This is a genomic window from Roseovarius ramblicola, assembly GCF_042430665.1.
GTDB lineage: Bacteria > Pseudomonadota > Alphaproteobacteria > Rhodobacterales > Rhodobacteraceae > Roseovarius > Roseovarius ramblicola.
In genome coordinates, this window is the sequence record NZ_JBHMEC010000006.1 from 1 (window position 1) to 24,641 (window position 24,641).

Annotated in this window: 16 protein-coding genes and 1 pseudogene; 7 read left to right on the plus strand and 10 right to left on the minus strand. The window is 64.6% G+C overall.

Annotation, left to right across the window (positions count from 1 at the left end):
* Positions 1 to 92 precede the first annotated feature (92 nt).
* The 4 genes and pseudogenes from ACFFU4_RS03245 to ACFFU4_RS03260 all read right to left on the minus strand — a co-directional run bounded on the left by ACFFU4_RS03245 (position 93) and on the right by ACFFU4_RS03260 (position 3,907).
* Complete coding sequence (locus ACFFU4_RS03245; protein ID WP_377067005.1) at positions 93 to 473, minus strand: carboxymuconolactone decarboxylase family protein; 381 nt, start codon at positions 471 to 473, stop codon at positions 93 to 95.
* Between the two features lie 4 nt (positions 474 to 477).
* Positions 478 to 1,942 (minus strand): annotated as a pseudogene (locus tag ACFFU4_RS03250) (aldehyde dehydrogenase family protein).
* Entirely contained in the window at positions 1,935 to 3,023 is a 1,089-nt protein-coding gene (locus ACFFU4_RS03255; RefSeq protein WP_377067007.1) for an aromatic ring-hydroxylating oxygenase subunit alpha, read from the minus strand. The pseudogene ACFFU4_RS03250 and the gene ACFFU4_RS03255 overlap by 8 nt, the downstream one beginning before the upstream one ends.
* Positions 3,020 to 3,907, minus strand: coding sequence for a MurR/RpiR family transcriptional regulator (locus ACFFU4_RS03260; RefSeq protein WP_377067009.1), 888 nt, complete (start codon positions 3,905 to 3,907; stop codon positions 3,020 to 3,022). The genes ACFFU4_RS03255 and ACFFU4_RS03260 overlap by 4 nt, the downstream gene beginning before the upstream one ends.
* Before the next feature lie 71 nt (positions 3,908 to 3,978).
* Here ACFFU4_RS03260 and ACFFU4_RS03265 point away from each other — a divergent pair, with 71 nt between their 5' ends.
* Genes ACFFU4_RS03265 through ACFFU4_RS03275 form a run of 3 tightly spaced genes read left to right on the plus strand, consistent with a single transcriptional unit; the run spans position 3,979 to position 8,862 of the window.
* Positions 3,979 to 6,435, plus strand: a complete 2,457-nt coding sequence (locus ACFFU4_RS03265; protein ID WP_377067011.1) for an FAD-dependent oxidoreductase — start codon at positions 3,979 to 3,981, stop codon at positions 6,433 to 6,435.
* Complete coding sequence (locus tag ACFFU4_RS03270; RefSeq protein WP_377067013.1) at positions 6,432 to 7,580, plus strand: mandelate racemase/muconate lactonizing enzyme family protein; 1,149 nt, start codon at positions 6,432 to 6,434, stop codon at positions 7,578 to 7,580. Before ACFFU4_RS03265 ends, ACFFU4_RS03270 begins: the two co-directional genes overlap by 4 nt.
* Positions 7,581 to 7,584: 4 nt before the next feature.
* Positions 7,585 to 8,862 (plus strand): aspartate aminotransferase family protein, encoded by a 1,278-nt coding sequence (locus ACFFU4_RS03275; RefSeq protein WP_377067015.1) that lies wholly within the window; start codon positions 7,585 to 7,587, stop codon positions 8,860 to 8,862.
* 337 nt (positions 8,863 to 9,199) lie between these two features.
* Here the strand turns inward: ACFFU4_RS03275 and ACFFU4_RS03280 are convergent, their stop codons facing one another.
* Together ACFFU4_RS03280 and ACFFU4_RS03285 are read right to left on the minus strand one after the other, a co-directional pair.
* Entirely contained in the window at positions 9,200 to 10,747 is a 1,548-nt protein-coding gene (locus ACFFU4_RS03280) for a trimethylamine methyltransferase family protein (RefSeq protein WP_377067017.1), read from the minus strand.
* Positions 10,744 to 11,391, minus strand: a complete 648-nt coding sequence (locus ACFFU4_RS03285; RefSeq protein WP_377067019.1) for a TetR/AcrR family transcriptional regulator — start codon at positions 11,389 to 11,391, stop codon at positions 10,744 to 10,746. The genes ACFFU4_RS03280 and ACFFU4_RS03285 overlap by 4 nt, the downstream gene beginning before the upstream one ends.
* 96 nt (positions 11,392 to 11,487) lie before the next feature.
* Between ACFFU4_RS03285 and ACFFU4_RS03290 the strand changes: the two genes are divergently transcribed.
* Positions 11,488 to 11,841 carry a EutQ-related cupin domain-containing protein gene (locus ACFFU4_RS03290; RefSeq protein ID WP_377067021.1) on the plus strand — a complete coding sequence of 118 codons (354 nt, stop codon included), beginning with the start codon at positions 11,488 to 11,490 and terminating at the stop codon, positions 11,839 to 11,841.
* 3 nt (positions 11,842 to 11,844) lie between these two features.
* On the plus strand, positions 11,845 to 13,161 hold the full coding sequence (locus tag ACFFU4_RS03295) for an NAD(P)/FAD-dependent oxidoreductase (protein ID WP_377067023.1): 1,317 nt from the start codon (positions 11,845 to 11,847) through the stop codon (positions 13,159 to 13,161).
* Positions 13,162 to 13,981: 820 nt separating this feature from the next.
* On the opposite strand, the gene ACFFU4_RS03300 is transcribed toward ACFFU4_RS03295, so the two are convergent.
* From ACFFU4_RS03300 to ACFFU4_RS03315, 4 genes are all read right to left on the minus strand, one after another.
* On the minus strand, positions 13,982 to 17,059 hold the full coding sequence (locus ACFFU4_RS03300) for an efflux RND transporter permease subunit (protein WP_377067025.1): 3,078 nt from the start codon (positions 17,057 to 17,059) through the stop codon (positions 13,982 to 13,984).
* Positions 17,056 to 18,132 (minus strand): efflux RND transporter periplasmic adaptor subunit, encoded by a 1,077-nt coding sequence (locus ACFFU4_RS03305; protein ID WP_377067027.1) that lies wholly within the window; start codon positions 18,130 to 18,132, stop codon positions 17,056 to 17,058. The genes ACFFU4_RS03300 and ACFFU4_RS03305 overlap by 4 nt, the downstream gene beginning before the upstream one ends.
* A gap of 234 nt (positions 18,133 to 18,366) precedes the next feature.
* The gene (locus ACFFU4_RS03310) at positions 18,367 to 19,767 is read right to left on the minus strand and encodes a hypothetical protein (RefSeq protein ID WP_377067029.1); all 1,401 of its coding nucleotides are present in this window, start codon (positions 19,765 to 19,767) and stop codon (positions 18,367 to 18,369) included.
* A gap of 78 nt (positions 19,768 to 19,845) precedes the next feature.
* Positions 19,846 to 22,107 carry a mechanosensitive ion channel domain-containing protein gene (locus ACFFU4_RS03315; protein ID WP_377067031.1) on the minus strand — a complete coding sequence of 754 codons (2,262 nt, stop codon included), beginning with the start codon at positions 22,105 to 22,107 and terminating at the stop codon, positions 19,846 to 19,848.
* Positions 22,108 to 22,536: 429 nt separating this feature from the next.
* On the opposite strand from ACFFU4_RS03315, the gene ACFFU4_RS03320 reads away from it, so the two are divergent.
* Both ACFFU4_RS03320 and ACFFU4_RS03325 read left to right on the plus strand, forming a co-directional pair.
* Positions 22,537 to 23,451 carry a lipid A-modifier LpxR family protein gene (locus ACFFU4_RS03320; protein ID WP_377067033.1) on the plus strand — a complete coding sequence of 305 codons (915 nt, stop codon included), beginning with the start codon at positions 22,537 to 22,539 and terminating at the stop codon, positions 23,449 to 23,451.
* 83 nt (positions 23,452 to 23,534) lie between these two features.
* A complete protein-coding gene (locus ACFFU4_RS03325; protein ID WP_377067035.1) occupies positions 23,535 to 24,593 on the plus strand; it encodes a Hint domain-containing protein in 1,059 nt (352 codons plus the stop codon).
* The last annotated feature ends 48 nt before the right edge of the window (positions 24,594 to 24,641 follow it).

A 24,641-nucleotide genomic window follows, 5' to 3' on the forward strand; every position in this document is an offset into this window, starting at 1 on the left:
AGCCGTGGGACGAGTCCGTCCGGGGAAAGCGGAACCACGGCCATCACCCGTTTTGTGCAACAGAGCCGCGCTTGCCCAGACAATATCTGTCGTCAGCCCTCGTCCAGAACCCGCCGGGCCACGCGGAAACACTCCAGCGCCTGCGGCACTCCACAGTAAATTCCGATCACGTGGATGATCGCTCGGATTTCATCCTGAGTGACGCCGTTGTTAAGCGCTCCGCGGCAATGGGTTTCCCATTCGTGCATTTTGCCAAGCGCGCCGATCATCGACAGGTTCATCATGGAGCGTGTCTTGGGGTCGATCACATCATCGCCCCAGCCAAAGCCCCAGCACCACGCCGTCATCGCCTCTTGGAAAGGGCGGGTGAAGTCATCAGCGGCGGCGAGGTTCTTTTCGACGTATTCCGCGCCAAGCGTGGCCTTGCGTTGCTCCAGCCCTTTCAGGAACAGATCTTCGTCGAATGCGCTCATGGTATTATCCTTTCAGCCGGATCGCGATGTTCTTGGTTTGCACGTAGTTCCAAAGCGCCTCAGGACCCTTTTCGCGGCCATAGCCCGATTTTCCGTAGCCACCAAACGACGTTTCCACGCCGCCAGCATACCATTCGATGACGAAGACCTGACCGGCGCGGAGGTGCCGCGCCGCGCGGGTGGCGCGATCAAGGTCAGATGTGAAGACGCCCGCCACCAGTCCGTAATCGGTGCTATTGGCGATCTCGATGGCTTGCGCATCGTCTTCGAAGGACAGGACTGACAGGACAGGACAGGACAGGACCGAAGACCTCTTGTGTCGCGATGTCCATGTCCGGTGTTACGCCCGCCAGAACCGTGGGTTCGAGGAACGCGCCGAGGCGCTTGGGCTTTCGTCCACCCGAAGCGACTTTTGCGCCCTGCTCTTCGGCGCGGGTGACCGTGCCAAGCGCGCGGTCGCGCTGGCCGTCACTGACCATCGCTCCCATGTTCGCGTCAAAGGTGCTACGCTTGATGCCGGGCTCGACCGACAGGGATTTGGCAACCTTCGCGGCCCGCTCGATCACTTCGTCATGGCGGCTTTCGTGGACGATCACACGGGACATCACGGAACAGACTTGCCCCGTGTTGAAGTAGATGCCCCAGCGGATATCGCTCTCGAATGCGTCGAGATCGGCGTCCTCATGCACGATGGCCGCCGACTTGCCGCCCAGTTCCAGCACGCAGGGCACCACGTTTTGTGCTGCTGCCATCGCAATCGCGATACCGGTTGGCACGGAACCAGTAAACACGATTTGTTTAACGTCGTGGTGCCCGGCCAGCGCCGCGCCCGCATCACGCCCCAGCCCGCAGAGCACATTCACCGCGCCGAGTGGGAACCCCGCCGCCTCGGCCGCGTTGGCCAAGTAGGCATTGTTGAGCGGCGTCATCTCGGGCGATTTGATCACGCAGGCGTTGCCAGTGGCCAGGGCGGCAGACAGGGACCGGGCCGTCATTTCAACAGGATAGTTCCACGGGATGATCTGTGCAGAAACACCGAACGGTTCGTATTCCGTCCAGTCCATGTAGCCCGCACCAAGGGGGATCGAGCGGCCTTCGACTGTACTTGTCTGATTGCCGTAATACTCGAAATAGAGCGCTGCGCCCTCGACCTCGATATGGGCCTTCCAAAGCGGTTTGCCCTGTTCCAGCGTCAGGATACGGGCGATTTTATCCTTATGCTCCAGCAGATACCGCCCCGTCGCCTGCACCATGCGGCCGCGTTCGATCGGGCGCATGGCCGTCAGTGCGCCGGACAAATGCACCCGGCGCGCGGCCTGCACGGCGCGGTCTACATCGGCGGCATCGGCAAGAGCGTGCTCTGCGATCCGCTCGCCGGTCGCGGGGTCGGTCACGTCGATCCGGCCCGCGCTACCATCAACCCATGTACCGTCGATGTAATTCTGCCAATAGGGTTTCACGTCAGCCATCCACGGCCTCCCGCATCCAGCGTTGCAGGTGCATGACGGAGTGTTCCGAATTGACCCCGCAGGCGGGATCGACGACCAGTGGCCCGGGCACGTAACCGCGCGATTTCAACCCGCGCTGTACGCTTTCGACCAGATGGATGTCTTCCTCGACCGTCGTGGCGCGATCCTGTTGGGCCATGCGGCGGACGGTTTCATCGTCATAGCCCCCGACCGAATACCATCCGCGCCAGACCACCACGTGGTCAGCATCAATCGCACGCCAATGATATGTGTTCAGCAGATTGCCGGGATAGACCTGGAAGCTGAACATCGGCCAGAGGAACCAGCTTGAATACTTGTCGTTGTTGCCGAACCCACTGTCGATGTCATAGGTCATCTGGCTGAGGTCATTGCACTCGGTCGTGTGTCGCAGGCAATGGCCCTGCGGCTGGACATCGTAGGTTTCCGGCCGGATCACGCCGGTGGCAAAGGTCGGGTGGTTCAGGGTGCAATGGTAGCACTCCGAGTAATTCTCGACCGAGACCTTCCAGTTGCAATTCTCGGGGATCGCCACCCATTCCAGCGGCTTCAGATCGGCCCAGTTGGGCACGAAGTCTTCCAACTCAGTGCGCGCGTTCGGGAACCAGTCGTCCATAGGCGCTGCATCCGGGTCGAGGTTGACGAAGACGAAGCCAAGGAAAATCTCGGTGCGCACTTCGGTCAGGCAGATTTTCGAGGCATCGAAGCCGGGCACCGATTTGGCGTTCGGTGCGGCGCGCAGTTTGCCGGTCAGCTCATAGGTCCACGCGTGATAGGGGCAGACGACCACGCGCGTGCTGCCTTCACCGCTGACGAGTTGATGCGCGCGGTGTTGGCAGACGTTGTAGAAGGTGCGGATTTCGCCATCCCGCCCCCTGATCGAGAACAGGCTTTCATCGCCCAGATCAAACGCGACGTAGTCGCCGGGGTTCTCCAACTGGCTGGCGTGGCAGGCGAATTGCCAGGTGCGCGCGAGCAGACCGGATTTTTCGACCTCGAAGACCGCTGGGTCGTTGTAGTAGCGCGCGTCCAGCGAGCGGATCGGGGGTGTTTCGTCCTTCATTCCGGCTCCTCCACATAGATGCCAAGCTGATGGCGGCGGTCATGGAATTTTTCGACCCGCTCCACGATCTCGTCGCTGGCAACCGCGATCACAAAGCTCAGCAGCGTTTCCAGAAGCGCGATGGTCGACACGGACGAAGGAAAGAATTGCGGCGTGTCCACGGCGACAACAAAGCCATGATCCGCCGCGCGGATGATCGGACTGGCCGGGCTGTCGCTCAGGCCGATGATGGTCATGCCCTGCTCTCGGGCCACCTCGACGGCGGCGACAACCTCGGTTCGATAGGGGCGCATGGACATGGCGATCAGCACATCGCGTTTGTCTGCCCAGGCCAGATCATCCGTGGGCGTCGATCCGGGGCGGGGAATGGCGTGAAATTGCACCATGCCGGTGGAGGCGAGGTAGGTGAAGTTGCGCGCATTCGCGTTGTTCACTCCGACGCCCAAGGTGAAGACCTGCCGGCTGTTCCAGATCGCCTCTGCGGCGCGTTTCAGCGCCTCGGCGTCGATGCCGGCGAAGGTCTCTTCAAGGTTGCGGATCGCCCCTTCGACCATATCGGCATAAAGCCCGCCCAGATCGCCCGATTTGCGGATGTCCTGTAACCAGCGCGCTCGGTCGGGAAAGCTGACAGCGCCCTTGCGGATCGCCTCGCGGAAGGGCGCGCGGAAATCCTCGTAGCCCTCGAACCCCACCTGGCGCGCCATGCGCACGAAGGTGTTGGGTTTGACGTTCGCCGCCTCGGCAATCTCGCGCACCGTCGAAACCCCGACGTCATTGGGGTTTTCCAGCACGTAGCGCGCCGCCTTTTGGGCTTCGGGTGTCAGTGCGTCCCACTCTTCGGTGAGACGCTCCAGAACGTGATGTGATACATTTGTGCCATTCATGATTGACATTGGTACACACGTCCACTTAGCCTGTCCACAGGTTTTGCGACTCCCGAAAAAAGGAAGCGACAATGTCGGACAAGCAGTTTCCCAGCCACGCCCGTGTGGTCATCGTTGGCGGTGGTGTGATGGGGATCGGACTTGCCTATCACCTCGCACATGAAGGCTGGGGGGCGGAGGTCGTGCTGCTGGAAAAGGCAGAACTCACCTCGGGCAGCACCTGGCACGCGGCCGGCCAGATCACGCATTCCACCAGCAGCTTTGGTTTGGGCAAATGTGTGGATTACAACATCGGCCTCTATTCGGGCGGGCTTGAGGCAGAGACCGGGCAGGCCGTCACATGGCATGGCTGCGGATCGTTCCGGCTGGCCTATACGCAAGACGAGATGGACTGGCTGCGCCACACGCTGTCGGTGGGGCGGTCGCTGGGATTCAACATCGAATTGGTCGGGCCGGACCGGGTGGGGGAGTTGCACCCGTTCTATAACCTCGATGGCGTTTTGGGGGCATTGTATACGCCGGATGATGGGCACGTGGACCCGACCAATGTGACAATGGCGATGGCGGCAGGGGCACGGGCCAGGGGCGCGCGGATCATCCGCCGCTGCCGTGCCACGAACATCACACTACAGCCGTCAGGCGAATGGCTGGTGGAAACCGACCAGGGGGCCATCCTGTGCGAACATGTGGTCAACGCGGGCGGCACCTATGCGCGGCAGATGGGTGAATGGTCGGGGCTGCAACTGCCCATGACCTCGATGACGCACCATTATTTCGTCACCGACGAAGTGCCGGAGTTCCGGGATCTTGACCGTGAATTGCCGGTCATTCGCGATGATCGGAAGGTGTCGGGCTACATTCGCATGGAGCAGAAGAAGGGCCTGATCGGCATCTACGAAAAGGCCAATCCCAACACCGTGTGGGAGCATCACTGCCCTTGGGAGGCGGAGAATGAGCTGTTTGCAGCGGACTATGACCGCATCATGCCGTGGCTGGAGGAATCGCTCAACCGGATGCCGATCTTCGCCGATCTGGGCATCAGCCGCGACGTCCATGGCGCGATTTCGCATCCCCCTGACGGCAATCCCCTTATTGGCCCCGCGCCGGGCGTGCGGAACTACTGGTGCTGTTGTGGCACGCAAATTGGCATCGGTTGGGGACCGGGGCTGACGCGCGAGTTGGCGCGCTGGATGGTGCATGGCGCGGCGGACATCTCGATGCGCGATTATGATCCGCGCCGGTTTGGCAGCTACGCCAACAAGGACTGGCAGGTGATCAAGGCCAAGGAAGACTACTGCCTGCGCCACGAAATCCCGTTCCCGCATTTCAACCGGCTGGCCGGGCGTCCGATCAAGCCGTCGCCGCTCTATGACACGCTGAAATCCAAGGGCGCGGTGTTCGAAGAAGTCTACGGGTTTGAGCGCCCGCGTTGGTTTGCGAAGAATGGCGTGGCGCAGGAAGATCACTATTCGTTCCGCCGCACGGTGGTGGACGACATGGTGGCACAAGAGGTCAAAGCCGTGCGCGAGCGTGTCGGCATCATGGATGTCACGGCCTTTACCAAGGTGCTGGTCGAAGGATCCGATGCTTATGCGCTGCTGGATCGGCTGACAGCGAACCGGATGCCGCAGAAAGTTGGCAGCATCACCCTGACGCATATGCTCAACCGGCGTGGACGCATCGAATTGGAAACCACCATCGTCCGCATGGCCGGTGACAAGTTCTACCTCGTCTGCGCGGCCTTTTTCGAACAGCGCCTGCTGGATCATCTGGACACGCATCGCAACGCAGAGAACGTGACCATCACAGCCCTGTCGGATAGCTGGGGTGCGCTGTCTCTCAACGGGCCAAGGTCCCGCGATGTGCTTGCCGCCTGCACCGATGCGCGGTTGGACAATGCATCCTTCCGCTGGCTATCGGCGCAGGAAATCACTGTTGCCGGCTACAGCGTCTGGGCTTTCCGCATGTCCTATGCGGGCGAGTTGGGCTGGGAACTGCACATGCCGTTTGATGCCATGGCGGATGTCTACGCAGCACTTTGGCAGGCGGGCGAGGCGCATGGCATCGCGGACTACGGCAGCTTCGCCATGAACGTGATGCGCATGGAGAAGGGTTTCAAAGGCGCGGGCGAATTGACCAACGAAGTCAGTTTGGCCGAGGCCGACGTGCTGCGCTTTGCCCGGACGGACAAGGACTATCTGGGCCGCGACATGACCCTGAACACCGATCTGCCATGGGTCTGCGCCTATCTGGAGATCGAACCGGACGGCCATATCGACGGCCATGGCGGCGAGGCGGTGACGCTGGATGGCGAGGTTGTTGGTTCGACGGCGTCGGTCGCCTATGGTCACACGGTCGGCAAGATCCTGGCCTTTGCCTATATCAAACCGCATGCCGCCGCGCCCGGCACCGCGCTCGAGGTGATCATCCACGGCAAACCCCGCACCGCCCGCGTGCTGGGTGAACCGGCCTACGATCCGCAAAGCCTTTTGCCCCGCGCGGATGCCGTTCAGGAGCCCGCCGAATGAACCGCATCGCCGCTCCTTCTCTGTCCCCGGTTGGGACCCGACAGCGCATCACGCGGCTGCGGCTGTGGCACCTGCCGCTGACCAGCCACACGGCCTATTACATGGCGGATGGCAAGGCGTGTGACACCGTGGAAACGGTTGTCATCGCGCTCGAGACCGATGCCGGGCTGACAGGGTGGGGAGAGGGCTGTCCGATCCCGCATTACTTGCACGCCTATGCGCGCGGCGTGGCACCGGCCTTGCAGGAACTCGCGCCCGTCATCCTTGGGGGCGATCCTGTTGGGGCCGAGGCACTGATGGCCGATTGCGAGGCTTTTTTGCCCGGACATGTCTACGCGAAATCCGCTTTGGACATCGCGCTGTGGGACATTACCGGGCAAGCTGCCGGGCTCCCAGTCCATGCCCTAGTGGGGGGGCGGCGGCAGGACACCTTGCCGCTTTACCACTCCATCACCTGCGTCGAACCGGACGAGATGGCCCGCATCACCCGCGAAGCACAGGCGCAAGGGATCACCCAGTTTCAGGCCAAGCTGGGCGCGTCCGGCGACTGGCAAACCGATGTCGAGCGGCTGGCAAAGGTGCGCGAGGCTGTCGGCCCCGGCCCGCTGGTCTATGGCGACTGGAACTGCGGCGCGACGACGCTGGACGCGATCCGCGTCGGGCGCGGCGCGGCGCATCTGGATGTGATGCTGGAACAGCCCTGCGCCACGCTGGAGGATTGTGCGCGGGTGCAAGCGGCCACCGGCCTGCCGATGAAGCTGGACGAGTTGGCGCATGACACGGCCTCGTTGCTTGCCGCGCACCGCCTCGGCATCATGGACGCGGTTGCACTCAAGCTGTCGAAATTCGGTGGGCTTTCTGTCACGCGCCGGGCGCGTGATTTGTGCCTGCATCTGGGGGCCAAGATGTGCGTCGAGTGCACATGGGGTAGCGACATCGTGACCGCCGCCGCGCTGCATCTGGGGGCGGCAACTCCACCATCCCGCGTTCTGAACGTCTGTGATCTATCGGGCTATGTCAGCCCGCGCATCGCGCCTGACGCACCAACCCGAACCGCTGGCCGTATCGCGCCCCCCGATGGCCCAGGCCTCGGCATCACCGTCGATCAAGACCGCCTTGGCACTCCCGACCTGATACTGGATTGAGGACATGAACCGCATTCACTCCCAAGCCGATTGGATCGCCCGCGCCCGCGAGGTGCTTCCCGCCGCTGGTTTTGGCAATTTCGATGCCTCCATCGTCATCGCGCGGGGTGAAGGCAGCCACGTCTGGGACGAGGACGGCCGCGAATACGTGGACTACCTGATTGGGTCCGGCCCGATGCTTCTGGGTCATGGCCATCCAGAAGTGATGGAAGCTGTGTTGGAGCAACTGCCCAAAGGCATGACCTTTTTTGCTAACAACGCGAAGGGCGTCGAACTGGCGGAGGCCATCGTCGGTGCGGTCCCCTGCTGTGAGCAGGTCCGGTTTGTCACATCGGGTGGTGAGGCCGACATGTACGCCATCCGCCTTGCCCGCGCCTATACCGGCAAGCCGAAGATCCTGAAGTTCGAGGGCGGCTATCACGGCATGTCCGCCGAGGCGCAAATGTCGCTCGCGCCTTCGAAACACGTCAATTTCCCCACGGCTGTGCCCGACAGTGCCGGCATCCCAAAAGGTGTTGCCGACGAGATGCTGATCGCGCCCTTCAACGACCTGGACGCGGTTGCCTCCCTCCTCAGCGAACACAGCGACATTGCGGCGATCATCGCCGAACCCTTGCAGCGCATCATCCCGGCACAGCCCGGCTTCCTGCAAGGGCTGCGCGATTTGTGTGATAAACACGGCGTGCTTCTGATTTTTGATGAAATCGTCACCGGTTTCCGCCTCGCCTATGGCGGCGCGCAGGAACGCTACGGTGTGGTGCCCGACATCTGCACCTTGGGAAAGATCATCGGCGGAGGCTTTCCGCTGGCGGCCTTAGGGGCCAGCGCCGAGATCATGGCCCATTTCGACAAGGCGGTTGTTGGGGCAGAGAAGTGGCTGATGCAGCTTGGCACCCTCTCGGGCAATCCGGTGGCCTCGGCCGCGGGGCTCAAGACGATGGAGGTCTTGCGCCGCCCGGGCCAGTACGAGCGGCTGCGGGACCTGGGCCAGACTTTGATGGATTTACAATCCGCTGCCCTGAGCGCGCAGGGGGTCGCCCATCGCATCTGCGGCGACCCGACCCTGTTCGACATCTACTTCACCGATGCCGATCCAGTCGACTACCGAACCGCCAAGCATCGCGATTCAAAGATCAACGAGGTCTGGAACACCACCTTGCGCGCCAATGGCGTCTTCAAATCGCCCGGGAAACTTTATCCATCGCTCGCATTGAGAACCGACGACTTGGAGGTGACCAGGTCAGCGTTTAAGCAAGCAGCAAATGCTGTGTCGGAATTTTGAACGAGAACGATGTGATCTAGGCTCGCGCGAATTGCTCGGACTTTAATGAACGACCGCGGTGCATATCAGACCAGACCTCCGCATGTGCCGATCAAACGACGGCTTCGTCCCGCCCTGCTGACCTTTGACGGTCGTGATCCTGCCCAAACCTTGACCACGGGTTGGCCAAGAGTGGCCTTGCTCCGATTCAGAACATCGCTTGGAGCGCGTAAAACCGCGTTGTTCACGACCGGGCGGCGCTTAATGCTCATGCTTTACGGCGGCGTTCCCGCCGTGCCTGCGGGCCGCACACATTATGCCTGCGCATGATAGGCCTTCTGCGGCCCACACTCTCCGGCTACCTTTCAATATCTGCGCCGCCTTCGGCCGTGCGCCGCGCCACGAAATCGTCCATCTCTTCCAATCGGGCGGGGTCGAGCGTCGGCGGCTCGTGCGCCGCTACGGTCTGGAAGAAGATCCGATGCGCGCGGTCTGCGGCGGTCAGGGCGCCTCGTTCGCTCCAGCTTTCATAGTTGGACCAGTCCGACAGAATGGGCGAATAGAAAGCCGTCTCGAAACGGTCGAGCGTGTGTTGCGTTCCGAAGAAATGCCCACCATGCCCGACATCGGCGATCGCCTCCAGCCCAAGGGTGTCGTTGCTCACCTCGACCGGCTTAAAAAGTTCCGCGAACATTTGCAATTGCTCGATGTCGATAATGAATTTCTCCGCCGAGGCCGTCAGCCCGCCCTCGAGCCAGCCCGCGCCGTGCAGCAGCAGATTGGTTCCGCCCATCAACGCCCCCCAGAGCGACATTTGATGTTCATAGGCGGCCTGCGCATCCGGTGCGTTCGAGGCGGTGACACCCGACGACCTGAGAGGCAGCCCATAGCGCCGCGCCAACTGTCCCGAGGCAAACGCGGCCTTGGTGTATTCCGGCGTCCCGAAGGCCGGAGCGCCGGTTTTCATATCCACGTTCGAGGTGAAACTGCCATAGCAAACGGGCGCGCCGGGCCGCACGATCTGGCTCAGGCAAAGCCCGGCCAATGCTTCTGCGTTCTGCAACGTCAATGCGCCAGCCAGGGTGACCGGTGCCATCGCCCCGGCCAGGGTAAAGGGCGTCAGCACCATCAGTTGACCGGCGGAGGCGGCGTCCATGATGCCGCGGCACATCAGATTGTCGAGTTGCAGCGGCGAGTTCGAGTTCGCCACCGAGTAGCTCACGGGCGTATCGGCGAATGCGTCGCGGCTCAGCCCGTGCGCGATCCGTATCATCTCGTAGGCGTCGGCCACCGCCTGCGTGCCGCGAAAGAAGACGAAGGGCACCTTGTCGGTCAGCGTCAGAACAGACCGGGTCATCGCGAAATGCCGCAGATGCGGAGGCACATCCTGGGCCTCGACGAAAGGACCGATCATGTGGATCACGTCAAAGGCCTGCGCCACCCGGCACAGATCGTCCAGGGCCGCCAGCGTGCCCGGCCTGCGCCCGTGCTTCATGTCCGAGAAGTTCGGCGTCCCGCCCGTGGTGCATACCCCCACCTTGTTGCCGCCAATCGTTACGTCCCGCCCGGCCCCGCGGCCACGCAACGTCACCTCCGGCGGTGCATGGGCGACAAGGGTTTCCACGAGATCCGGATCAAAGCGGATCACCTGGTCGCCTGCATCGGTCATCCCGGCGGCGACGAAGGCGCGCCGCGCCTCCGCGCTCAGCACGCGCACCCCGATATCCGACAAAACGGTCATGGAGGCCCGATGGATCGCCTCGATCTCGTCGGCGCTGAACTGTTCGATTGGCGGATACGGATTGCGCCATTGCCGCCAGGCCGCGTCAAACGCGGCCTCGGGTTGGCGCTTGCGCTTGGCCATGCGGCCGCGTCGTCGTCCGGTCGTCTGCTGCGTCGCGGTCATTCGTCATGGCCCTCCGGTTTGCCTTGCCGATAGGCAGCGGCGATGGCAGGGTCGATATCCCGACCCGTGAAGCTGCGGAAATAGGCTTCCAGGTAGCTCATGCGCTCCGGGATCGCCTCGTCCTCCTCGAGGTGCAGCGCGTAATAGCTGATCTGGGTGAAATAGATCACGCGGGCCCGAATGAAGGCTTCCTTGGGGTCGAATTCGTGGCGTTTGTAGAACGCCGAGATCGCCCGGACACGCGCGGCGTCTTCGGCCTTGACCACACCGCGAAGCTGTTCGGAATGCCGGGCCCAGTCCCGGACCGCTTGATCGAGCCTCGGATCGAACCGGCGGTGATCCACCCAGACCGAAAACAGGGCCAGGATCCCGTCGTCCAGCGTCGTGGTTCCTTCCAGCGCCTCGACCATCACACCGGTATTTCGGGCGCGCCATTCGGTCAGAAGCGCGTCGAGCAGCGCCTCGCGGCTTTCGAAATGCCAGTAGAAGCTGCCGCGCGTTACATCCAGACGCCGCGCAAGGGCGGTGATCTGAACGGCTTCGATGCCGCTTTCCACAAGAACAGCCAGCGCGCATTCGATCCAGTCGTCACCGGTCAGCCGGGCCGGCCGGTCCGGTGTCACCTTGCTTGAGATCAAGGCCATTCGCAACACTCCATACAGGGTTGCATGCATGCATACAGGGCTGTATTGACTTGGGTCAATACCGGTATCGCGCAGACAGCTACAGGGAGTTGCGCAATGTCCGAAAAATCGCCTGCCCGTGTCGTTTCACCGAACGCGGCCAAGTTCACGCCCCGCTTCCAATACGGCCACATGGCCGAGGGTGCACCGGTCAGCGGACCAGAGGACGGAGCCAAGCTGGGCAGTGGCTACGTTCGGTTGAGAAAGGCCGAGATACCGTGGACGATCAAATACGACGAGGTGATTTTGGTCCTCGAGGGCGAACTGATCGTGCGTACGGCGGACGGCACCCTGAAGGCCGGACCGCAGGACTGTCTCTGGCTGCCGAACGGCACCGAGTTGACCTATGTCGCCGAGAACGCACTGGTCTTTTTCGCGATCGAACCGGCAGACTGGGCGCAGGAGGGCTGAGGAATGAAGATCAACAGGCTGCCAGCGGATGACAAGACCAACGGCTGGAGCGCGATCCTGCCCGATCGCGAACCACATCCCGAGTTACAGCGCGACGCGAACGTCGACTGGATCGTACTGGGCGCGGGCTATGCCGGACTGGCCGCCGCGCGGCGTCTGGCTGAGAACCGCCCGGACGAGAGGATCGTCCTGATCGATGCCGGGCAGGCGGGCGAAAACGCGTCCGGGCGCAACTCGGGCTTCGGGATCGACCTGCCGCACAACGTCGGTTCCTCGCTGGACGAGCTTGAGGGCTCGCACCGCTTCATGCGGCTTGCCAGAATGGCACTGGACCATCTGGAAAGCGTGGTGGAAACCCACGGGATCGACTGCGACTGGAAACGCGCGGGCAAATACCACGCCGCCGTGTCACCGCGCGGAACCGAACAGGTGCTGGTCCCCTTTCGCAAGGAATTGGAAGCGCTTGGCGAGACGTTCGAGTGGGTCGAGGGCGACGCGCTGAAGCACAAGCTGGGCTCGCCGCATTTCACCGCCGCTGTCTACACGCCGAACTGCGTCCTGATGAACCCGGCGGCGCTGACTCGCGGGCTGGCAGATTCCTTGCCCGAAAACGTGCAGGTGTACGAGAATTCACCAGTGGTTGAGGCCGAGTACAGAAACGGCGTCTGCCTGACGACGGCCAAGGGGTCGGTGCGTGCGCCGAAGATGATCCTGGCAGCGAACGGGTTCTCCGAGCAATTCGGCTTTCACCAGCGCAAGTTCCTGCACCTGATTGCCCATGCCAGCCTGAGCCGCCCCCTGACCGAAGAAGAACAGCGCGTCTACGGCGCCCCGCGCCCGTGGGGGCTCACACCCGCCAATGCGTTTGCCGGTATCACGATGCGCTACACGGATGATCACCGTATCCTGATACGGCAGGGCCTGAACTATCGCCCGAGCCAAAGGATCACTGCCGGCGAACATGAAGCGGTGAAGCGCCGGCACAAGCAGCTCTTCGATCAGCGTTTCCCTGGACTGGAGGCGGTCGGGATGGAGCATACATGGAGCGGCTTTGTCTGCCTGTCGCGCAACGCCGCGCCAGCGTTTGGCCAAGTCGCGCCGAATATCTGGTCGGCGGTCTGCCAGAATGCCGTCGGCGTCACCAAGGGCACCTTTGGCGGCATCCTCGCGGCCGACGCGGCAACTGGCCGGGACAACCCGATGATCGCCGACATGGAAAGCCTCGGTTCGCCGAGCTTCCTGCCACCGCGCCCCTTTCTCGACATGGGCGTTCGCACGCGATTCAAATGGGAATTGTGGGCTAACAGGCACGAGGCTTGATGCGAAGAAAAATGCAGCGACGCGAGCAGATCGCGAAGCTTCGAAAATTTCTGACCACGGACATTTTATCTTGATCGGACGTTCGTAACTGCCGCAGCGAAAGTGGGCGCTCCGCCCTTTCCCGCCTGGCGCACGATATCGAAGATAGACTTTCGAGCCACGAACCCCGAACCTTTCAATACCCTATCCTCTCGATTTACTTCTCGATGATCTCCAGCACCCGATTGACTTGCTTCAGGTCTTCCCCCATGCGACCCCTCACTTCAGCGTTATCGCCGCGAGCTTGGTAAGCCGGGGTTTCGGTAAAGCTTTCGCCGCGATCTGCATTCCTTGTTATCCCGCAACCATTTCCTGATTGCCGGTGAGTTTTCCCTGATCGCGGGACTCAAATTCCCTTTTTTCGTAGGAACAGGGGAATTGCCACGCAACCCACTGATAACGCGATAAACATCCGAACCGTAACAAGCCGATTCGCCCAAAAACATACCCTTAAACGCCAGATTTCCCTGTAAATTTCCTGTAAATTGGGCTTCCTGACCAGAGACCGGATAGCCTGGGACTGACCGCACAGCCAAGTCTTCCAAGTTGAAATTTTTCAATCACTCAGGTGGAGATTGAATTTCGTCTCCGGAGCACCTCCCGGACCATCGGCCCAATCCATTTCGGCTCTTGTTGAGCCGACGAGTCGATCAGACCGGTTCAGCGACAGCAACTGGCCGCTCGAACGCTCCACCCGGGACAGCACAACCTGATCCTTCCTCATCTCTGCGGCTTGCAGACTCGGCGCAGGAGACCTCCGCTCGTGATGATCGGCCGCCGGTCAGGCGCCGGTGTCACGCAATTCCCGGTCCAGCGCCTCGGAAGACGAGGCCCGCGCGCGTGTCAGCCCGCTCAGCAGAGCATAGGCGGCAGGCGTCAGGAACAACGTGAATATCGCGGCCATGCCAAGACCGCCCACGATCACCCAACCGATCGCCGCCCGCGCCTCGGCCCCCGGCCCGGTCCCGAGAATCAGCGGCAGGCCGGCCATCACCGTGCAAATGAGCGTCATCGCGATAGGGCGAAGCCGCGCGAGCGCCGCCTCATGGGCCGCATCCATCACCTCGCGCCCCGCGTCGCGCAGCTGATTGGCGAACTCGACCAGCAGGATGCCGTTCTTGGCCATCACCCCGATCAGCATAAGCACGCCGATCTGGCTGTAGATATTGATCGTCGTGCCGGTCAGCAGCAGCGCATAGATCGCGGCACAGACGCCGAACGGCACCGTCGTCATCACCACCAGCGCGCTCGTCAGGCTCTCGAACTGCGCCAGTAGCACGAGGAACACCACCAGAAGCGCGATCACATAGGTCGCGGTCAGCGCCGAGGAGGTTTCGTCCAGGGATGCGGCCTCGCCAAGAAAGATGAGGCCGATGCCAGCAGGCAGCCGCTCCTGCCCCATCGCGCGCACCTCGTCGATCACCTCGCGCAGCGTCACCTCCGGCGACACCGAGGCGTCGATCTCGATGGCGCGACGCTGCTCATGCCGGTCAAGCTCCGCCGCGACGCCGCGCTCGTTGAGAGTGACAATCTGGCTCAACGGCACCAGATCGCCCGCATCCGAGCGGATGTTGAGGTTCATCAGATCGACCGAATCGCGCACCGCCCCCTGCGACGATTGCAAAAAGATCGGCACCGCCTCGTCGTCGATGGTCAGTTCCGCCACCTCGTCCTCGTCGATCAGCGCCCGTAGCGTGCCCGACAGCGTCGCCATCGGCACCCGCAGATCCGAGGCGCGCTGCCGGTCGACCCCGATGCTGAGCTGCGGCTGTGTCGCCTGATATTGCACGCGGATGCCCGAGACGCCCGGCACCTCTGCCAGATCCTGCGCAAAGGCATCGGCGGCCTCGGCGATCTGCGGATAGTTCGGCCCGGTCAGCGCGATGCTCAGGCCGCCGCCCGATCCGCCGCGCAGCCCCAGACTGTTGCCGCTTCGGATGCGCGGGCGCGCGCCGGGCAGGGCGTCAAGCTCATCGCGGATCTCCGCCTCGATATCGGCCTGCGACATATCCCGCTCCTGCCACGGGACCAGCCGCACACCAATGCTGCCGCGATTGAGGTCATAGCGCCCGGTGATCGAATAAAGGCTCTGCGCCACGCCCTGTTCGACATAGGGCCGCAGCATGTCCTCGACCTGCACCACCTGCCGGTCGGTATAGTCGAGCCCGGTGCCGTCCGGCCCCTGCACCCAGACCGAAACCATGCCACGATCCTCGGGCGGCACCAGTTCCTCGCCCAGACGCTCATAGACCAGCACAGCGCCGCCTGCGATGAGCATCGCGCCCACCAGCGTCACCAGCGGGGCGCCGATCATCGGGCGGATGAGCGCGCCGTAAAGCGCTGCCAGCCGACGTCCCAATCCGCCAAAGACCCCGCCACCGCGCCCCAACTCCTCCGACAGCGAGGCCAGCATCGGGCACATGGTCAGCGCGACAAAGGACGAGATCGCCACCGTCGCCGCCAGCACGAAACCGAATTCGGTGAACAACCGCCCGGCATCGCTCGGCAGGAAGGAAATCGGCACAAAGACGGCGATCAGCGTCACCGTGGTTGCGATCACCGCGAAAAACACCTGCCCCGATCCCAGAACGGCGGCGGCGCGGCGGCCCATCCCCTCCTGCCGCCGACGCTGGATATTCTCGGTCACGACGATGGCATCGTCCACCACCAGCCCGGTGGCCAGCACCAGCGCCAGCAGCGTGATCAGGTTGATCGAGAACCCCATCAGGTAGATCCCCGCGACCGATCCCACCAAGGCAATCGGGATGGTCACGGCCGGGATGAGCGTGGCCCCGAGACGGCCGAAAAACACCCAGATCACCGCAATCACGATCACCAGCGCCACGCCAAGCGTCTTGAGCACCTCGGAAATCGCGCCCTTGATGAACACCGCATCATCGCTGGTGACGGCAAAGCCGAGATCTGGAAACCGCTGTTTCAGCCGCTCGATCACGCTGCTCACCTCGTCGGAGATCCGCACCGTATTGGACTGCGCCTGCCGCACGATCCCGAGGCTGACCACCTGCCGCCCATCAAGCCGCGCGACGCTGTCGGGCGTGGCAAGTCCGAAATAGACCCCGGCCACATCCCCCAGCCGCACCCGGTCGCGCAACAGCAACTCCTCAATGCGCGCAGGCTCGGCCACGGTGGCATCGGCGCGCACCAGCACCTCCAGCGGCCCCGAGGAAAAACTGCCCACCGGCACGTCGAACTGCGCCGCGCGCAAGACCTCCGCAACCTCGCCAATCGAAAGGCCAAAGGCCGCCAGCCGGTCCGGCCTGACCTCGACCCGCAAGACCCGCTGCCGATCCCCGAACAAGACCACCTCGGCCACGCCATCGACGGCGGTGAACTCGGTGGCGATGGCATCCTCGACCAGCCGGGTCAATTCCCCGATGGACCGCGCGTCACTCCAGACCGCGACATCGACGACCGGATCGGCATCCTCCTCGGATTTCACCACGAACAGATCCTCGACCCCGTCGGGCAGCCGCGTCTCGACCCGGCTCACCGCCTCGCGCACGTCATTGGCGGCATTGGCCAGATCGCGATCCGAGCTGAACTCCACCCGCATCCGGAAATTGCCCTCTTCCGAAGAGGTGCGCACCGCCTCGACGCCGGCCACCCGCGCCACGGCCCCCTCGACCAGCGAAGCGACCTCGGCATCGACCGTGGTCGGCGACGCACCGGGATAATTGGCACGCACCGAAACGATGGGCCGGTCCACATCGGGCAATTCGCGCACCTCGATGCCAAAGAGTGCGCCAATGCCCGCGATCACGATCAGCAGGCTCATCACCGCCGCCAGCCAGGGCCGCCGCACGCTCAGATCGGAAATGCCGCGCCCGCCCATGCTCATGAGCGGACCGCGCCCACGTCGTTGAGCACATTGACCTCGATACCGGGACGCAGCCGCTGCGTGCCCTCGACGATGATCCGCTCCCCCTCGGTCAATGGCCCGTCGACGATCACCTGACCGTCGCGGCGGCGCACCAGTTCCACCCGAACGGGCTCTGCCGTGCCGCCCGAGACGCGCCAGACCTGCAACGCCCCGCCCGAGAATTGCAGCGCCAGTTCCGGCACCGCCGGATAGCTCTTGCCGGGCAGGTCCAGCCGGATCGAGAACGACGCGCCGGGCCGCAGCAGATCGCTCGCGTTGTCGATGGCGGCGCGCACCCGCGCGGTGCGGGTGTCGGCCTCGACGCGACTGTCGATCGCCATCACCTCGCCATCAAAGCGGCGTCCCTCCACCGCCGGGGTCTGCGCGCTGACCTTCAGACCGATCCGCACCCGGCTCAGCAGCGCCTCGGGCAGGTCGAATTCCACCAGAATGCGGCTGCGGTCATCATAACTGGAGATCGCGTCATCGGCGACGATCCGGTCACCCTCCTCGACACTCGCCAGCCCCGACACCCCGTCAAAGGGCGCGCGCAGCGTGCGGTCCTCCAGATCGGCACGGGCCTGCTCGACGGCGATGCGCGCCACCTTGAAATCGGTCTCGGCCTCCTCGAAGCGCGCGGTGGCGGCGGCACCGGTATCCTGCAACGCGCGGTAGCGATTGCGCTCCGAGGTGGCCCGCTCCAGCCGTGCCTCGGCCAGTGCCAGGGCCAGCCGTTCGTCGGTATCACGCAGGTGCATCAGCACATCGCCGGTCTCGAACCGCGCACCGGGAGCGATGGCAAGCTCGGTGATCTCGCCACTCGCCGGGGCGCGCAGCGTGACGGACCGCAAGGCAAATCCGGTGCCGATCGCGGAAAAGGTCAGATCGTCCGGCATGGTGGTCACCTCTGCGGCGATCACCGGAACGCCGGGGGCCTCTGTATCTTGCCCGGCTTGCCGCGCAGGCGGCGCATCAGGCAGGTTTATCGCGGCGCTCAGCTCGGCGCGATACTGCCACGCAAGACCCGCCCCCACGATCAGGAGGGCAGACATGACAACCTGTTTCAAGACGCTCGTTTTGTGCACCGGCGCTCATCCAACAACGTATCGAAGGGAAAGAAGTAGCACGCAACGCGGCAAGGTCACGCCGGTCCATCACCGGACGTCGCCGAGGCGGCGTGACATGATGGACAGTTGTCCGCCTTTTTGCGCGGTCAGGATACCGAAAGCCGACGTTGGCCCCACTGCACCATCCGGAAAGGCAGAGCCATCACCCTCATCTGACCGTCACGCGGCAAAGGCGTAAAGCACCACCCAGAGCGACAGCATGACCCCGCAGAGCACCGTGTAGACGCCGTTCCAGACCCAGCCGACGCGCAGCGCGCTGATGCCGCCGAAGGACCCGATCAGCAGTGTCGTCGCGGTAAAGGGCGAACTGGCCCCGCTCAGTGCCCATCCCGCCGCCAGCGCCACGACGATGGCGGTCGGCGTCACGCCAAGGTTCCCGGCGCCCGGAATGAGCGGCGCGAGCAGCGTCACCGCGAGGATCGGGTTCATCCCCAGTTGCCCGGCCAGCGGAATGAGCCAGACGAAGCTCACCAGCAACAACCAGGGCGGCAGCACCGACAGGTCCAGCCCGGCGCGCTGCATCAGCGGCCCGAGCAGGACCGAACCCACTGTGCCGATATATCCCGCCATCATCAGCAGCGTCAGCTCTTCGCGGTAGCCCGGCAGTTCCTTGGTGACGTAGGTGCCGACCCGCCGCGCCACCGACCGCATGGGCGCCTGCGCCCAATGCTGGATCAGCATCCACACCAGCGCGATCACCGGCACGATGACCACCACCAGCCCGACGATCCGCACATCGGTGATGGCCGACAGGCCGATCACGCCGGCCACCAGCACCGCAAGCAGCGCCAGGAGCGGCAGCATGAGGGCCCAGGACCCCTCCGGCTCCTGCCGCCGGGGCGTCACGCTCAGCCGTGGCTTGAACGCGGTGTCGAGCCCCCAGCCGATCCCGGCCAGCAGCGCCGAGGACACCAGCCCCGGCACCAGTGCCTGGGCCCAGCTTGCCCCCGGCACCACACTGACCGAGATCGCCATCGCGAAGGACAGCGGCGACCACGGCAGGGTCGAGACGAAGGCCCGCTGGATCGCCAGCAGCATCCGCCGGATACGGTGGCCGCGCACCTCGGCATCGGGCTCGGTCTCGGCATTGGTGAGCGCCAGAGCTCCCAGAAGCTGGATCGCCCCGTAATTGAGCAGCAACGCAAAGCCCTGCCCGCCCATGGTCAGCGCCGCATAGCGGCGGCCGGGGCGCTGCGCCGACAGGAACCGCCCCGCCGCCTGCACCGCCGCCGAGGTCTGCGCGACATTGCGCAGGGTCGAGAGCGCCGAGAAGAACGCCGCGATGAACGCCGCCGAGCGCAACCCGTCCATCGCCACCTCCCGCCAACCCGGCGCGCTGAACGCGAGGGCCACGGTCAGGCCGAGCGCCACCGCGACGAACGCCTTGCGCGACGCCCGGACCTGCGCCGCCAGAATGCCCACGAGCAGCAGCACGAGCACGGGTTTCGCCGGGGCCATCCACGCCGCGATGTGCCACTCGTGAAAGATAACCAGACAGGTGATCGCGACCAGCAGGATGCCGGCCACGAGATCGACCCGACCGTGCCTTTGCGTGACCAAACCCGCGCTTCCCCGTGTTGACAGCCCCTTGTGCCTGCAGACGTGTCACACCGCAATGTGCTTGCGCGCCCGAAGACGTCAGGCCGCAGCGCCCGGCGTCTCCATGGCCACCTTGACGCTCTGCGTCCGGCCGTCCTTCGTCTCGCCGAAATAGATCGTCTGATGCGGGAACGGGATCTCGATATTGCGCGCATCGAACACGGTCTTGAGCACACCGTTATAGGCCCGCCCGATACCCCATTGCCGCCCCGGCACGCATTTGATCCGGGCGCGCAGCATGACCGCGCTGTCGCCAAAGCTGTTGACGCCAAACCATTCCAACTCGTCGAGAATACCGTCGGCCTGATCGGGATCGCCCTTCAACTCGGCAAAGGCATCGAGCATCGCCTGTTTCGCCTCGTCCACGTCCTCGCGGTAGGCGACGGCCATGTCGCAGACGAAATAGCCGTAATCCTTGACGTAGTTCGATACCATATCGACGGACGAGAACGGGATGATGTGAAACACCCCGTGCAGATCGCGCAGGCTGACCGAGCGGATCGTCAACCGCTCCACCGTCCCGGTGACGCCGCTGACGGTGACCACGTCGCCCACGTTCATCGCGTTCTCGAACTGGATGAAGATGCCGGTGATGATGTCCTGCACCATCTTCTGCGCACCGAAACCGATGGCAAGGCCCAGCACCCCGGCCGAGGCCAGCAGCGGCGCGATATCGAGGCCGATCTCGGCCAGCACGAACATCAGCGTGATGATCACCAGCGCGATCGTCGCGGCATTGCGCAACAGCGTCAGAAGCGTGCGTTCGCGCGCCGTCGCCACGCTGCCAAACCCGGGGTTGAGCCGGTAATCCACCCACGACGTCAGCGCCAGCCACAGCCCGAACGACACCAGCAGCACCAGCGACACCGACAGGATCATGCCGGTAAGGCGCAGGCCGAACTGGCTGATCATCGCGGCCCGCAGGTCGATCAGCCCAATCGCATTGAGCGCCAACAGCACGACGCCCGCAAAGATCACCAAACGCAGCACAAAGAGCATCCGGGGCACAAACGCGTTGAGCCGCCCCTGCAACAGCGGCACCCGGTCCGAGACGCGCGACGGCAGGCTCACGCCGCGCACCATCGCCCGGCTGATAAAGCCGGAGGCGGCAAAGCCGAGCAGCCCCACCACCAGCACCTGCCCCGAGGCGAGAAAGGTCTGGAACACCGCATCGCCCGGGCGCAGCATCACGATGACGAACAGCGCCAGCAGATAGGCCAGCGCCGGCCAGTGCCAATGCCGCGCCAGGTAGGCCAGCGCGCCCCGCGCCCGGCGGCCCCGCACGGATGCAGGATCAGCCGTCCCCTCGGGTGCCGCAACCCGGGGGCCCGCGTCATCGCCCAGCAACCAGTGTGTGACCGACCGGCGATTGCGCAGCACCAGCCAGATCGCAAAACCCAGCACCGCGACCGCGATCAGCGCCGACACCGCGCGCCCCGCCGCGAACGACACATTGCTGTTGATGATCGGCACCACCAGCAACTGGCCATAGCCCACCACCCCGACGATCAGGTTGATCCGCGACGACAGGTAAGACGCGGCCCGGTCGCCAATCGGCAGGGGTCGCAGCGAGGTCGCCGAGGGCGACAACACCAGCCGCACCGCCACCTTGGCCATCTCCACCAGCAGGAAAGCGTTGAGATAGAGCGTCTGCCGGATGCCGATCTGCCCGATCTCGCCCAGTGCCAGGGTCGCCAGCACATAACCCGCGCCCCAGGCCAGCACGACGATCACCGCGTCGATCACCGCAGAGGTGGTAAAGAGCACCACCATGCGCGCCACGCCGCCGTCGCGCGCCGAAGCGCTCATGCTGGCATATAGCGATTTGCCCAGCCATCGCAGCGCAAAGAACACCACGACCGTGCCCGCGATCACCAGCGCCAGATCTTTCAGCGCCTCGGCCAGAACACCGGCCTCGCCGCCGCTGAGCCCGCCGAACACCTCCGGCGCGCGCGTCAACTGCCCCCAGAACTGCATGCCCCAGTCCACGACATCCTCGGCCGCCTGTTGCGTGACCAGCGCGATACGCCGCCCGAATGAGGCGTCCTCCGGCGGGGCCGCCCCGTCCGACAGCGACTCCACGATCACGTCACCCGGAGCATCGGGCGGCACCGCATCCGCCCCGCGCAACCGCTCGACCAACTCGGCGCGCGCCGCGTCATCCTCGATGACATCGAGCAGCAGATCGACGCTCGTCCTCTGCCCGGTGGTCCCGGAGGGGGCCCCACTGCCGTCCTGCGCATGGGCTGCGCCGAGCACAAAAAAGAGGGATGCGAGAACGCTCGCCAGCAGTCGCAGCATGTAGAGATACCTTCGCGTTGTTCCTCGATGGCCCAAGCCCCTGCGGTCGCAGCGGGTTGACCGGTCTACCTAACCGGCGCCGTCGGCAGGTCAAGCTCAGCATCCGGCCCGGCCCCGCCGGGTCAGGTATCGCGACAGCGCAGGCGTCCCGCCACCCTGACCGAGGGGTGATCGGGTTCATCGCCGTGTCGCCCTTGGGCTGGCAGCAGAGGCGGAGGACAACCCGGAAGAGCCGGCCTGACCAGCCCGGTCGCTCCATAGTCGCCGCGAACAGGCGTGCTGGCCGTGGGGTGCGGGCAGATCCTCGGGCCATGCCCGGGGATGGCCCGCGCGAGATGCCCCCTCCGTGCCACGGTTTCGCTGGAAATCCGCCCTGTGGCGATGCTAACAGGTTCATGCCCGGGGGGGCACCGGATAGGAGCGCGCGCGATGGTGCGTCTTTTGGTTTGGGCCCTCGGGGTCTGCCTTGTCGTGGCGGGGACCGCGCAGGCGGAGGGGCGCTATCGCATCGGCTATGGTGTGATCTTCACCAATGATCTCATCGGCGACGGCGATGATCGCTGGCGCACCGGCTCGGTGGCGTCGAGCCGGGTCTACGCCCCCGGTTGGGAGGGCACGGCCCCGCGCCGCTTTGGCGAGATGCTGGAACTCCGCTTCAACGGCGAGATCATCGCGCCAGAGGACGTGTCGCACCCCGCGCCGATGGACCGGCCCTTTGCCGGGGCGCTCAGCCTCGGGCTGCATACCCACATGGCGCACGGCGGGGTGGACTACGCGCTCGGGGCCGACATGGTCGTCACCGGATCGCAGACCGGGCTCGACGATTTCCAGGACTGGCTGCATGACATCGTCGGCGGCGACAGGATCAGCGGCCGGACCAAGCGCGGGCAGGTCGATGACGGGTTTCACCCCACCGGCGTGATCGAGGCGGGGCGCAGCTTCGATTTCGGGACCGCCCGGCTGCGGCCCTTTGCCGAGGCGCGCGCGGGGGTGGAGACGCTGCTGCGCGCCGGGGCGGACATCACGATAGGCGGCCTCACGCGCGGCGAGTTGCTGGTGCGCGAGCCGGTCACCGGGCAGCGCTACCGGGTGGTGCGCGAGGATGGCGCGGGGACGGCCCTTGTCCTCGGGGCCGACATCGCCTGGGTCGGGGGCAGCGAGTTCCTGCCCGGCAGCGCCACGGTCACGCGAGAGGATTATCGCACGCGGGTGCGCGGCGGGCTGCACTGGGAGGGGCGCAGCGGTGCCTCGCTGTTCTACGGCGTGACATGGCTCAGCGAAGAGTTCGAGCAGCAGGACGAGGGGCAGGTTGTCGGATCTCTGAAATTCCGGCTGCCGTTCTAAAAATTTCCGAACCCGGCTTTGCAGACCGAATCGGTTTTGCTACTGTGACGCCAATAAAAAAAGACGAGAGGCAGGTATCGGGTATGGGAACGGGCTTTCGCGGCACGTTCGTCATCTCCTGGTCGCAAACGGAACTGGACGGTCAGCGCGCCCTGGCGCCGCAGGCCATGTCCGTCGGGATGACGTGGTCCTGGCAGGGCGAGGCGGTGCGCGTGGACGGCCCGCCCAACCTGTTGCGGCTGGAGAGGACGCAGGGCGAGGAGGTGCAGCGCCGGCGCGCGGCACGGATGGTGCGGCGGCTGGTCGGCGCGGCGATCAGCGGGCGGCGCGATCTCGGGCATATCGAGGTAGACGAGGCGATGAGGGACCTCGGCTTCGTGGTCACCGACGGGCTGCAAAGCTATACGGTGACGGTGATCGAGGTCGAGGGCGGTGCGCCGCCGCTGTTGATGTTCCTCGACGACATGCCGCCGCAGGATACCGAGATGTGGGTGGTCCATCACGCGCTCGACGGGTTGCAGGGCACGAGCCCGGCGTCCGGCGGGGTCATCTGTTTCACCCCCGGCACGCGGATCGAGACACCCGATGGCCCGCGCCTCGTGGAAGAGCTGCGCGAGGGCGACCGGGTGCAGACCCGCGACAGCGGCGCGCAGGAGATCCGCTGGACCGGCAGCCGCCGGATGACCGGCGCGCGGCTGTTTGCCATGCCGCGGCTGCGCCCGGTGCGGCTGCGCGCGGGGGCGCTGGGCAGCGACCTGCCCGATGCCACGCTGGTGGTGAGCCCCGAGCACCGCGTTCTGGTGCGCGGCGAGGTGGCGCGGTCGCTGTTCAACACGCCCGAGGTTCTGGTGATGGCGCGCGACCTGATCAACAACGACAGCATCAGTGTCGATCTCGCCGCGCGCGAGGTGACCTATATCCACCTGCTGCTGCCCGGGCACGAGATCATCCGGGCCAACGGCGTGGAAACAGAGAGCTTTCACCCCGCGAGCGCGGCGCTGTCGACGCTCACCGAGGCGGACCGCGCGCGGCTTCTGGCGCTCGATCCCGATCTCGGGCACGAGCCGCATCGCTATGGCGGGTATGCGCGGCGCTGTCTCAGCGCGTCGGAGGCGGCGATCCTGCGCCACGAAGCGGCCTGACGGGGGCGGGGGCGCTGCCCCCGTCGCGCCTGCGCGCGCCCCCCCCCC